The following is a 12,536-nucleotide window of genomic DNA, read 5'->3' as shown; positions in this document are numbered from 1 at the left end:
CTCCTATCTACTATCATTATTTTATTTTGTTAGCGATGCCATCTGCCATCATACAAACACTCAGTGCAAAATAATATGAGCGGTTCCAATGCATAATGGTGCGAAAGTTTTCAGTCACTAAAAATGTTCTCCCTTCTGGATCATCAGGGATAACTACCCATGTTTTCACGTCTGGAGATAATTGCGCACTTGTAGGCAATTTAACACCTAATTGTTGCCATTCGCTCACTGTTTTCCCTTGTTCAGTTTTTACGCCTTCCAGAGTTCGGTTGAAATCAGCAGGTAAAGTGACTTGATAACCCCAAGGTAATTGTGATTGCCAGCCCTCAGTTGATAGGTAATTGGCAATAGAGGCAAAAACATCGGCCTTATTAGCCCATATATCCATTTTCCCATCGCCATCGCCATCTGCGGCATAGGATAAGTATGAGGTTGGCATAAATTGGCTCTGCCCCATCGCCCCGGCCCATGAACCTTTCAATTGCTGGTCTTCTGGAATGAAGCCTTTATCCATTATTTCAAGTGCGGCTAATAATTGTTTACTAAAAAGCGCCTCTCTACGCCCTTCGAACGACAGTGTCGCAAGAGCAGAAATGACATCCTCTTTCCCTTGAGAGCGCCCAAATCCACTTTCTAATCCCCATAACGATACAATAAATTGGGGTGGCACCCCATATTTTTGGCTAGTGGAATCCAACAAGTTTTTATTTTCTAAGTATTTATTATACCCTGCGTTAACCCGTGATTGTGGCAAGACATTTTTTAAATAGCTGGCTAATGTAACGGTCGCTCTTTTTTCTGGCTGACCTTTATCTGCTTTTACCACTCGCTCTATAAAATGTATATTAGCAAAGGCTCGCTCAATCGTTGCGGGTTTAATCCCTTGTGCAACAGCATGTTCTTTTAGTAATTCCACATAGGCAGGAAATTGCTCTGGTTCACGTTGTTCAATTGGAAATGCTTTATCTAGCGCGGCAACTTCTTGAATTATTGCCTCGTTTTGTTTTGCAGTAATCGGTTGAGTTACCACGGATTCAGGTTGTGTCGCAGAACAACTTGCTAAAAGCAAACCAGCGACTAATGTATATAATAATGTTGGTTTCATTCGTATCCTCCAGACAGAATTACTTTTCAGGATTTTCTTAATTTGCTTCAGTTATTCAGTTCTTTGTGTTCTGAAAGCAAATTTTCCACCGGAGGTGGGAATTGTAGGTAATAACCAACATCGATAAGATCGGCCTTAACACGTGCTAAGTCAGCATTGGCAAGCCTGTCGCGTTTATCCAACGCAATAAGCATAGCAAATTGTGGTGTTCCAAATTGGGCTAATAAGTCCTCAGGAACCCGTGAAAAATCATCTTTCTTTTCAATATAAAGATAAGTTTGCTCACGCTTAGGGCTTCTATAAATTGCACAAATCATTATATTTAACTCTTTTTCTTAGTTCATTAGCTTGCTTGAAGAATACAGTAACTATAACATGCTATTGTTTTACAGAATATCTTCACCCGAGGATTGTTTCGGAAATTTTAATTTGCTGAGTCTAGATAGATGCCACAATCGCCAATAGAACTTAAAGGCAGCAGTTTTACTCTTTCAGTAATTCACTTATACAGTGAAGAGCCTAAACTCATCAAAAAAGCGCTGCAAGATAAAGTAAGTCAAGCTCCTGACTTCTTTAAAAATGCCCCTGTCGTAATTAATATTGCTGAACTATCACCAAATGTAGACTTATCGAGTATTCACAAGTCCGTTATTTCAGCTGGTTTACGAATTGTCGGTGTCAGCGGATGTACTGACCCACAGTTACGACAAAAAGCAAATGATGTTGGTTTACCGGTATTGAATGAAGGTAAAAGCCAAAAACCTGTTGAAGTGCAAGCTGAAACTCAGGTTACGACGGTTCAAACTGAGCCGCTGTATCGTAAAACTCGAATTATAAATACCCCTGTTCGTTCTGGGCAACGCATTTACGCACCAAATAGTGATCTAATCGTCACAAGTAATGTGAGCGCAGGTGCAGAACTGTTAGCAGATGGTAATATTCATATATATGGCATGATGAGAGGTCGCGCATTAGCAGGTGCCTCTGGTGATGTTGAAAGCCAGATTTACTGTACTCACTTGCAAGCTGAATTAGTTTCAATTGCAGGTGAATATTGGTTGAGCGATCAAATCCCTGCTGATTATCTTGCCAAAGCAACTAAACTTCGTTTAGTTGATAATAAACTTAACATCGAATATTTAATTTAGACCTTATTTACAAGGAATTATTCATGGCACGCATAATTGTAGTGACTTCTGGTAAAGGTGGCGTTGGTAAAACCACTTCAAGCGCGGCCATAGCTACTGGCCTGGCACAAAAAGGAAACAAAACGGTAGTGATCGATTTTGATATCGGCCTACGTAACCTTGACCTTATTATGGGGTGTGAACGTCGAGTAGTGTATGACTTCGTGAACGTCATCCAAGGTGACGCTACCCTAAATCAGGCACTGATTAAAGATAAACGCACCGAAAACCTATTTATTTTACCCGCTTCACAAACTCGCGACAAAGATGCATTAACTCGTGAGGGGGTCGCTAAAGTCCTTGATGAATTAAGTGATAACTTGGGCTTTGACTTTATCGTTTGTGACTCACCAGCTGGTATTGAAAGTGGCGCATTAATGGCGCTCTACTTTGCTGATGAAGCTATTATTACTACAAACCCAGAAGTTTCTTCCGTCCGTGACTCTGACCGTATTTTAGGTATTTTAGCCTCTAAATCACGTCGTGCTGAAAGAGGTGAAGAGCCAATTAAAGAACATTTACTACTGACTCGTTATAACCCAGGCCGTGTTACCCGCGGTGATATGCTAAGTATGGAAGATGTACTTGAAATCCTTTGCATTCCTTTAATTGGTGTTATTCCTGAAGATCAATCGGTACTGCGCTCATCTAACCAAGGTGAACCCGTTATTTTAGATACTGAGTCCGAAGCGGGCCAAGCGTATGATGATTGTGTTGCACGTATTTTAGGCGAAGAACGCCCTATCCGTTTCATTGAAGAAGAGAAAAAAGGTTTCTTAAAACGCCTATTTGGGGGATAAATAATGGCTTTATTGGATTTCTTTCTGTCGAGAAAAAAACCGACAGCGAATATCGCAAAAGAGCGATTGCAAATCATCGTTGCAGAACGTCGCCGTGGTGATAGTGAACCCCCATATCTGGCCGATATGAAACGCGATATTCTGCAAGTTATTTGTAAATATGTTCAGGTTGACCCTGATATGTTATCAGTGCAGTTTGAACAAAAAGGCGATGATATCTCTGTTCTAGAGCTCAATGTTACGTTACCTGAAGGTGACGAAATAAAAAGTTCAACAGCTGAAAAATAATTTGCAAAGAAGCCGCTATTTACTATGGCGGCTTGCTTTTCAACCCAAGCATTACATCGCTGTGATGCCAGTCTTTCTATCTTATTATTTCTCTAATGAGAAATAATAAGATAGGCTGTTCAATTTATTCTCACTCTATGAGCTTTTCTTGGGCTTATTCAAATTAATTTTTGTTTTTGATGACCTGTCTTTGCTATACGTTTCACTGTTTTTTTGCGACCTCAATTAGTGCGCTTTCCAATTCAACTGGCGAACTCATTAATCCACTCGAACCAACAAGGGGGTCTTCAGTTTTAGCGATTTGTTTTTCAACCAGTAATTGAGATAAAGCAACCGTTATGACATCTGAATTAATCGGTACCAATATTTTTGCAGATACTGAACTGCTCCGTAGACTGTAATAAGTTAGCCCACCATGTAGCAATAATGAGACAATAACTGCATACAAAAAACGTGAAATAGTGGTTTTATTTCCAGTTTATTAAAAAATAACCTTATAGTAATTAATTATATTATCCCTCTTTACTCTTTTTTGTTTGTTTATTTTTAAGAGTAAATTTAATTAAAAACCAATTTTAATTTAAATATAGCAGACGATTAACTAGAATTTATTTGTTAGAGTGATTAAATGAAATGATAATATAACTGAAAAGGATGTTTTTAGTAGGTACAAGGGAAAACCCCCTGTACCTTAAACGATTATACGTTTGTTAGTAACTTTGAAATAGGTTTTGCAAGCAACTTTCCACGCCAACCATCGAGAAGCTCAGGGGGCGTTGCCGAAGTTTTTAGCCCCCAATGTAAAGAAAGTAACTGGTTAATCTGCCTTCTTGAGGCTAATAATTCTGCATTAAATTTTTCATTTTCAGCGATATCTTTGACGATAGCTTTAATTTCTTTAAAGAGATTTTTATATTCACTTTGTTCAGTAATATTTGCCACAGGTGCAGGATATTGGCTTGCATCAAGTTTTTTAGCTTGATCCACAATAGCTAACAAACGCTTACCGTGACAACGGATTTCTTGCCCCGTCAAACCTAAGCTATCAAGTTCGCCGAGAGAACCCGGTAAAAAACGAGCCACTTTCCACAAGTGCTCTTCTTTTACAACAAAGTTAATTGCCATATCACGAGCTTTTGCCTGATTTAATCGCCATGCCGCGAGTAACTGTAAACACGCGAGTTGTTCATCACGTAATTGCCAAGCATTATGAATATTTAGGTATGCTTTTTCCGGTTTGAGTGTTTTTTGACGACGAGCGACAACACGTTGGCACTCATCTTTAACATCTTCTAAATACCCAGCCTCCATCACTTTAGCCATCAGGATTTCAGCTAATGGTAGTAAATACAGCACATCCGCTGTTGCGTAATCACACTGTTTTTCACTCAATGGGCGCGCTAACCAATCAGTACGAGACTCACTTTTATCCAACTCAATTCCCAGATGTTCTGATACCAACGACGCAAAACCACACGAAATAGGATACCCTAAAAAAGCCGCTATAATTTGCGTGTCAATCATGGGTTCAGGAACGCAGCCGAAATCATGCATAAAGACTTCGAGATCTTCACTGCCCGCATGTAAGAACTTAATTTGATTTGGGTTAGTCAAAAGTGCTTTGAACGGGCTAAAATCCGTTATTGATAACGGGTCAATCAACGAAACTTGCTTTCCATCATACAGCTGTAGCAAACCTAATTGAGGATAATACGTTCTGGTACGAACAAACTCGGTATCCAACGCAAGCCATGGCGCATGGCTCGCTTCTTGACATATTTGGGCTAGTTCACTATCTGTAGTTACTAAACGATAATTCAAAACAAGTTTCTCTTTTTATATTTTCATCACAGTAACGCCGGTATAAACCGGCGTTACTTATTATCTTTATGAGACTAAACCATCATCATACTGGTGTTTTATCTCTTTGCAATTTTTCTTCATCACGCAGATCTTTACGTAAAATTTTACCTACGTTAGATTTTGGTAATTCATCACGAAATTCAAATAACTTAGGCACTTTATACGCGGTTAACGAACGACGGCAAAAGGTTTTAAGTTCATCAGCAGTTAAATTCGTATTTTTCGTCACAACAAACACTTTAACGGCTTCCCCTGTACTTTCGCTAGGAACACCAATTGCAGCGCATTCAATCACATCAGGGTGTGCCGAAATGACATCTTCAATTTCATTTGGATAAACATTAAAACCAGAAACAATAATCATGTCCTTTTTGCGATCAACAATGCGAATATAGCCTTCAGTATCTATTTCAGCGATATCCCCTGTCGCTAACCAGCCATCAACGATGGCCTCCGCGGTTGAGTCAGGGCGATTCCAATACCCTTTCATAACCTGAGGGCCTTTTACCCACATTTCACCGGGTTCACCAATGGCAACTTCATGACCATCATCATCAAGGAATTTAACATCAGTTGATGGAACAGGTAAACCAATACTTCCACTATAAGACGTTAAGGTATAGGGGTTCCCCGTCACTAATGGTGAACATTCTGTCAAACCATACCCTTCAAGCAAATGTTTCCCGGTGAGCTGCTGCCATTTTTCAGCCACTGCTTTTTGTACTGGCATCCCCCCACCAACCGAAAGACGTAAACGTGAAAAATCTAACTTCTTAAATTCATCATTATGAAGCCATGCATTAAATAATGTATTCACCCCAGTAATGGATGTAACAGGATAACGCCCTAATTGCTTCACCGTGTCTGGTACATCACGCGGGTTAGTTATAAGTAAATTGACTCCCCCAACATTGATGAATAACAAACAGTTCACCATCAGCGCAAATACATGGTAAAGAGGTAATGCAGTCACAACAAACTCTTCCCCAAACTTCAACACAGGGCCGTAAGCTGCTCTCGCTTGTTCTAAATTCGCTAACATATTGCGATGGGTTAACATCGCGCCTTTGGCAACCCCTGTTGTTCCCCCCGTGTATTGCAAGAAAGCCAAATCACTACCTGCAATGTTTGGTTTAATATATTGCATACGATAGCCATAATGCATTGCACGACGAAATGATATGGCATCGGGTAAATTGTATTTAGGAACTAAGCGTTTCACATACTTAACAACAAAATCCACAATGGTCGCTTTTGGTCGTGAGAGTTGATCGCCCATTCGCGTCAAAATGACATGCTTAACTTTGGTGTTATAAACAATTTTTTCTAGCGTATGAGCAAAATTCGACACAATCACAATCGCTGCGGCACCGCTATCGTTTAGTTGATGTTCTAATTCTCGCGGTGTATACAGTGGATTAACATTCACCACTACCATACCTGCCCGCAATATCCCAAACAAAGCAATAGGGTACTGCAAGAGGTTCGGCATCATTAATGCAACACGATCCCCTTTTTTTAGACCAAGCCCATTTTGCAAATAAGCAGCGAAAGCACGGCTTCTTTCCTCCAGCTTCCGATAAGTCATGACTGCGCCCATATTGATAAATGCAGGCTGATCAGCATATTGAGAAACCGCGTTTTCAAGTAACTCAGCCAAAGAGGCAAAGCGATCAGGATTGATTTCTTCCGGCACATCAGTAGGGTAATTTTTTAGCCAGATTTTTTCCAAAATGTTACTCCTGAATTTAGTGAATTTATTATACTCAACACATGTTTTAACAAATTATTAACTCAGCGTACCAGTTTGAAAAACAGACAATGTCAAGGTTGAGACCTCTATCACTAAATAAATTTTATTCTTCTAAGAAAAAACAAGGCGGTCTATGCCGCCTTGTTTGTCTTAAGATTAATTAAATAGATGTAAATCTATACAAGATAACGTAATTATACACCGAACTACACTAAGTTTGGAGAGCTTATCGATGCTTAATAACTTGCCATATCAAAAAAAGATAGTTTTAGTGGTATAAAAGACTGCCGAAGAACGCCATTATTTATCTTCAAGCACAAAAAAAGGCCATTACTTTAAAGGTAACAGCCTTTTCCTTTTTACTTAGTGAGTCTTAAGTTCAAAAACAGAGATAAAATATTACTCAGTTAAGTAAGTGTGAACCTGAGCCGGGCCGCCTGGATAGCCATATCCCCACCCCCAAGGATGGTTATAATAGTAAGGGTCCCCGTAGTAGCCATAATTCCACGGCCCACTCGGTGGTATCATAACACTTTGTGCAATATTCCAACGTTGAAAACCTGTCACATCTAAAGTGACATATTTGTAAGGAACTTGCCCGACTTTACCTGGTTGTTCACCAGTGATTTTACCGACTACCGTAACGTAACGATTAGTGAAATCACTCGGCTCACGGAAACCATTCAAATAAGCATATATACGACCAATAGATGGAGCATTGAGTTCAGGTGCAGCATCGTATTTACTCAATGCCATCACCGCAATTTCTAAGCGAGTCCTTGTCGGCTCATTTGCCACAGCAAGGACTTTTCCACCAAAGCGTGCCTCTTGACCAATATACATTTCAGGTGCATTTTGTACGGATGTTAAGTTATCCGTAGGGTTTTGTACCGACCCTTGAATTGATGCGGGTATCGAGACGCACCCTGTTAGTGCTAATACGCTTGCGACAAAAAGACCTTTAAGTGCAGTGCGGCAGTTTAATTCAATATTCATAGACCACCTCCGATTAGCAATAGTATAATTTTATATTGTGTTGTTTAAAATAGTCTTAATTTGAGACAACACAATATGTTAAACAGGCATACATTACCTTTTAATAATAACCTATCTTTTTAAACAATTCGATTTGTATTTTAATTTATCAAGATATTATGTATTACCTAAATTAGATAATAAATTGGCTATATATTTAGTGATAAGATACAGCCAATTCAATTTTTGATGACTTCTGCTGAACTTATTCTCTACCGGGCAATTTTTTCCAAGTCACTTCATTACGCAAATAAGTTGGTTCTACATTTTCAACTGCAATCGCTTTACCTTGTTGCCATAACTGTGCAGCAATTGGCAGCATGTCTTGCGCATCAGGTAACGTCACCTGACTATCACTCAATGCCTTATCACCAGCTAATAATGTTGGATAAGCTGCCCAACCTGTACCGGCATAGCACCATTGCCCAGTCAATGAGGTGAATTGGGCTTTAAAGTCATCAGGTTGTAGAACAGCTTCTGTGCCTTCACCTAACCATTGCCTATCTACAACATATTGATATTGAGCACAATAGATTTCAGACATACGTGCATCAATGGCAACTAGGACTTGCGTTTGCCCCGTGAGACGTAATGCACCTTGAGCGAGAGTCATTAATGAAGAAACACCAATCATTGGCAAATCAGCACCTAATGCTAACCCTTGTGCTATCCCTACACCAATGCGCACTCCCGTGAAACTACCCGGGCCACGACCAAATGCTAATGCATCTAACTGGTTTAGCCCCATACCTGCTTCGGCCAAAACCTCTTCAACCATGGGTAAAACTTTTTGTGTATGTTCACGAGGGGAAATAGCAAAGCGTGAAATGATTTCACCATCACACCAAAGTGCAACTGAACATGCTTCGGTTGCTGTATCAACAGCAAGAATACGGGTCGACATGCCTAAACTCCGGCAAATTAATAATTTTTGATTAAAAGATGTTATGCATATTAACACAAACAACTTCCGTAACAGCAGAAAAACGCCAAGGAATTGACTCTTTTTAGGGAGACTGTCGCCTTTTTTCTTCAAGAAATTCGATAGCCTTGGTTACGCTTCTCGTCCGTGGAGATGGAGGAAGGCTGCGTAAAAATACCTCACCATAAGGACGAGTCACTAGGCGATTATCACAAATCACTATCACACCATAATCACTTGTATCACGAATTAACCGACCAACACCTTGTTTTAAGGTAATAACAGCATCAGGTAGCTGTACATCGGCAAAAGGGTCGCCACCGCGTAATTCACAGTCTTCAATTCGCGCCCTCAATAAGGGGTCATCTGGTGCCGTAAATGGCAGTTTATCAATAATCACACAAGTAAGTTCATCGCCACGTACATCTACCCCTTCCCAGAAACTACTTGTTGCGACTAACACAGCGTTTCCTGCCGCAATAAACTGAGATAACAGTTTGTTCTTACTGCTCTCCCCTTGCATTAATACGGGTAACGTTAATGAGGCTTTAAATTCTTCGGCTAATTCACGCATCATCACATGAGATGTACACAAAAAGAAGCACCGCCCTTGGTTTTTCTTGATTAAAGGCCGTAACATCGTTGCCAGTTTTTGCGCAACTCCGCGTTGATTCGGTTCCGGTAAAAAACGCGGCACACACAACAACGTTTGACGTTGATAATCAAATGGGCTCGCCAGTAATAATGTTTTGGCTTTAACCAAACCTAAGCGGTCTGTAAAATGACTTAGCTTTTCATTGACAGATAACGTTGCTGATGTGAAAACCCAACTCGCAGGTGTGCTATTAATCATCTCACTAAATTTTTCTGCGACCGTTAATGGGGTCAAAGCGAGTAAAAAATGACGTCCATAGCTTTCAAACCAATAACTGTAGCCAGCAATAGAAACATCTTTAAGCCGGTTTAGCCGGTTGCGATACATAGTCACTCGCTCGAAAATAGAATCTAAGCTTTGAGAGCGCCCTAAAGAGGTTTTAATTACCTCATAGCATAATTCTAATGAATCATCGAGTAATGTCAGCGCCCTTTGCACTGCAGGTAGCTTAAGTAAGTCACGTAAGTTCCCACGGAAGCTGTTTTCCCCCAAATTCAACCTAAAATCTAACGTGCTTTGCGTTAGCCTATCCGCACTTTTTTGCAGTTGTACTTGGTCTTTCAACTCCGTTCGATACGTCATGACCATGTCCCGGGCAAGGTCAAGTAATTGACGACTACTTAACTGTTGGCCAAAATATTGGCTGGCAATATCTGGAATTTGGTGTGCTTCATCAAAAATCATCACCTCTGCTTGGGGAATTAGTTCCCCAAACCCCGTATCTTTGACGACTCTATCCGCCATGAATAAATGATGATTGACGACGACAATATCCGCTTCTAAAGCTTTACGGCGAGCTTTGAGAACAAAACACTCTTTATAACGAGGGCAATCACTTCCCAGACAATTATCATTGGTACTAGTGACTAGTGGCCAAACCGGGCTATCCTCAGCAACATCATGGCAAGTACTGGTGTCGCCTAACTCAGACTCTATTGACCAACTACGTAACCTAACAACGGCAGATAAAATTTCTGGTTCGAGGCTTCCGCCACCTAATGATTGCTGATCTAACCTTTCTAAACACAAGTAATTGGAGCGCCCTTTCAATAAAGCTGTGCGCCCAGTATAGTTCATCGCTTCGATTATTGAGGGTAAATCCCGATGATATAATTGATCCTGTAGTGCTTTTGACCCTGTTGAAACAATAACTTTTTTCCCACTACGCAATGCTGGCACTAAATAAGCATAGGTTTTTCCTGTTCCCGTTCCCGCTTCAGCCACCAGCACCTGTTGCTGTTCAATCGACTCAGCTACGGCTTTGGACATAGTAACCTGAGCTTCACGAGGTTGAAAACCAGGAATTGTTCTGGCTAAAAAGCCATCCGCAGAAAAATCATCGTGCACAACAAAAACCTATTTATCAAAAAAATGAGTAGCACACTTTACCATGAGTTGGCTTACCCTGCTGAGCTAATTAATACTTGGTTGAACAACTGATTTTCATCCGGCTATCAAGCTGCTATTCTTGAGTTACATGTATAATAAGGAATGATTATGTCCATTAAACGTATTGACCCAGATAATCGTTGGTCTGAAGCTGTTATTCATAATAATGTTGTTTACTACACCAGCGTGCCAGAAAACCTCGATGCCGATATCGTGGCGCAAACCGCCAATACACTTGCTGCAATTGATGTCATGTTAGAGCGTATAGGTTCGGATAAAAGCAAAATCCTCGATGCAACAATTTTCTTGGCTGATAAAGCTGATTTTGCTGGGATGAACCAAGCATGGGATGCATGGGTCGTTGCGGGAAGTGCACCTGTACGTTGTACTGTACAGGCATTATTGATGAAGCCTGAATATAAAGTTGAAATAAAGATAATTGCTGCAATTGATTGATTTTATATTTAAAAATAAGTGATTGTAGGGTTAGCTTAGGAGTCCTAGTAACGAAACTGGGGCTCTAAACTAAAAATATACCCTTTAAATTTAAAACTGCCTCCTGTCTGCAATCGCCCGCGAATAAAATAGCTCAAGCAGCATCCCAATTTTCTCAATCCAGCTTCCCTTATTAACAATTTATTGCCACTAAAATCTGCGTTTTGTTACATAAAACACATTTAGAAACCTTTTTTAGGCAAACATCCCTCATTAAAATAAACGACTATAAATTTTAGATAGTTCTATCTTCTATCGCACACTAAAAGAAACTTATGTGTTTATTTAAATTAATAGATCATAACTGGGATAGTAATATGAGCAAAAAAGAAAACGTACCTCCTAGGCGAATTTTTTTACAAAAAACATTAGCTATCATTCCGCTTACCGCGCTAGGCAGCAATCTAATAACCATGGACAGTTTAGCTGCTACATCTCATTCACCCAATAATTTATCAACGCTATATTCCCCGCTTTTTTTTAATGAAATTGAGTGGCAATTCGTTCTTGCTGCCACCAATAGGCTTATTCCTGCCGACCAATATGGCCCAGGTGCCGTCGATGAAGGTATCCCTATTTTTATTGATAAACAAATGGAACAACCTTATGGATATGGGCATCTTTGGTATATGCATGGCCCCTTTGCAACTAGTGTTCCAGAATTAGGTTATCAATCTCCGTTAACCCCTCGTGATTTATGGCGCAATGGGATTCAGGATGTCAATGTATGGTGTCAACAACACCACAATAAAATGTTCGCTGAACTAGAAACGGCAGAGCAAGATGAAATACTCACTCAGCTTGAAAATGGCGCGCTTGAACTTTCCTCCGTTCCAAGCGAACTGTTCTTCACACAAATGCTTGAAAATACAAAAGAGGGCTATTTTTCTGACCCGATTCATGGCGGAAATCAAACGATGGCTTCGTGGAAATTAATTGGGTTCCCTGGTGCTAGAGCTGATTATCAACAAGTTATGGATAATCCTGGTCAACCGTACCCATTAGGGCCCGTGAGTATTTCAGGTAAGAAAAGAGGGATATAGC

At 40.2% G+C, this 12,536-nt stretch carries 13 protein-coding genes; 5 read left to right on the top strand and 8 right to left on the bottom strand.

The window, feature by feature from the left end; genetic code table 11:
- Window positions 1–16: 16 nt before the first annotated feature.
- Together RB151_RS10590 and RB151_RS10585 are read right to left on the bottom strand one after the other, a co-directional pair.
- Window positions 17–1,105: a lytic murein transglycosylase gene (locus RB151_RS10590; protein ID WP_042843868.1), complete on the bottom strand. Its 1,089-nt coding sequence runs from the start codon at window positions 1,103–1,105 to the stop codon at window positions 17–19.
- A gap of 47 nt (window positions 1,106–1,152) precedes the next feature.
- Window positions 1,153–1,422 carry a YcgL domain-containing protein gene (locus RB151_RS10585; protein ID WP_042843869.1) on the bottom strand — a complete coding sequence of 90 codons (270 nt, stop codon included), beginning with the start codon at window positions 1,420–1,422 and terminating at the stop codon, window positions 1,153–1,155.
- 129 nt (window positions 1,423–1,551) lie between these two features.
- On the opposite strand from RB151_RS10585, the gene minC reads away from it, so the two are divergent.
- Genes minC through minE form a run of 3 tightly spaced genes read left to right on the top strand, consistent with a single transcriptional unit; the run spans window position 1,552 to window position 3,380 of the window.
- Complete coding sequence (gene minC / locus RB151_RS10580; protein WP_042843871.1) at window positions 1,552–2,253, top strand: septum site-determining protein MinC; 702 nt, start codon at window positions 1,552–1,554, stop codon at window positions 2,251–2,253.
- Between the two features lie 23 nt (window positions 2,254–2,276).
- A complete protein-coding gene (minD, locus tag RB151_RS10575; RefSeq protein ID WP_042843872.1) occupies window positions 2,277–3,092 on the top strand; it encodes a septum site-determining protein MinD in 816 nt (271 codons plus the stop codon).
- Between the two features lie 3 nt (window positions 3,093–3,095).
- Entirely contained in the window at window positions 3,096–3,380 is a 285-nt protein-coding gene (gene minE, locus RB151_RS10570; RefSeq protein WP_042843873.1) for a cell division topological specificity factor MinE, read from the top strand.
- Between the two features lie 202 nt (window positions 3,381–3,582).
- On the opposite strand, the gene RB151_RS24305 is transcribed toward minE, so the two are convergent.
- The 6 genes from RB151_RS24305 to RB151_RS10540 form a co-directional block, all read right to left on the bottom strand.
- Window positions 3,583–3,828 (bottom strand): hypothetical protein, encoded by a 246-nt coding sequence (locus tag RB151_RS24305; protein ID WP_042843874.1) that lies wholly within the window; start codon window positions 3,826–3,828, stop codon window positions 3,583–3,585.
- A gap of 251 nt (window positions 3,829–4,079) precedes the next feature.
- Window positions 4,080–5,201 (bottom strand): ribonuclease D, encoded by a 1,122-nt coding sequence (rnd, locus tag RB151_RS10560; RefSeq protein ID WP_042843875.1) that lies wholly within the window; start codon window positions 5,199–5,201, stop codon window positions 4,080–4,082.
- 85 nt (window positions 5,202–5,286) lie between these two features.
- Complete coding sequence (gene fadD / locus RB151_RS10555) at window positions 5,287–6,975, bottom strand: long-chain-fatty-acid--CoA ligase FadD (protein ID WP_042843876.1); 1,689 nt, start codon at window positions 6,973–6,975, stop codon at window positions 5,287–5,289.
- A 420-nt stretch (window positions 6,976–7,395) separates the two neighbouring features.
- A complete protein-coding gene (locus RB151_RS10550) occupies window positions 7,396–7,992 on the bottom strand; it encodes a Slp family lipoprotein (protein ID WP_042843877.1) in 597 nt (198 codons plus the stop codon).
- Window positions 7,993–8,236: 244 nt separating this feature from the next.
- Window positions 8,237–8,935 (bottom strand): tRNA (adenosine(37)-N6)-threonylcarbamoyltransferase complex dimerization subunit type 1 TsaB, encoded by a 699-nt coding sequence (gene tsaB, locus RB151_RS10545; protein WP_071548049.1) that lies wholly within the window; start codon window positions 8,933–8,935, stop codon window positions 8,237–8,239.
- A 103-nt stretch (window positions 8,936–9,038) separates the two neighbouring features.
- Entirely contained in the window at window positions 9,039–10,955 is a 1,917-nt protein-coding gene (locus tag RB151_RS10540; RefSeq protein WP_071548048.1) for an ATP-dependent DNA helicase, read from the bottom strand.
- Window positions 10,956–11,105: 150 nt separating this feature from the next.
- On the opposite strand from RB151_RS10540, the gene RB151_RS10535 reads away from it, so the two are divergent.
- Window positions 11,106–11,453 carry a RidA family protein gene (locus RB151_RS10535; protein WP_042843880.1) on the top strand — a complete coding sequence of 116 codons (348 nt, stop codon included), beginning with the start codon at window positions 11,106–11,108 and terminating at the stop codon, window positions 11,451–11,453.
- 356 nt (window positions 11,454–11,809) lie between these two features.
- Window positions 11,810–12,535 carry a gluconate 2-dehydrogenase subunit 3 family protein gene (locus RB151_RS10530; protein WP_048607134.1) on the top strand — a complete coding sequence of 242 codons (726 nt, stop codon included), beginning with the start codon at window positions 11,810–11,812 and terminating at the stop codon, window positions 12,533–12,535.
- Window position 12,536 lies beyond the last annotated feature (1 nt).

The organism is Providencia rettgeri (genome assembly GCF_001874625.1).
Classification (GTDB): domain Bacteria; phylum Pseudomonadota; class Gammaproteobacteria; order Enterobacterales; family Enterobacteriaceae; genus Providencia; species Providencia huashanensis.
The sequence above is the reverse complement of the archived record's forward strand: the minus strand, read 5'-3'. Positions and strand labels throughout refer to the sequence as shown.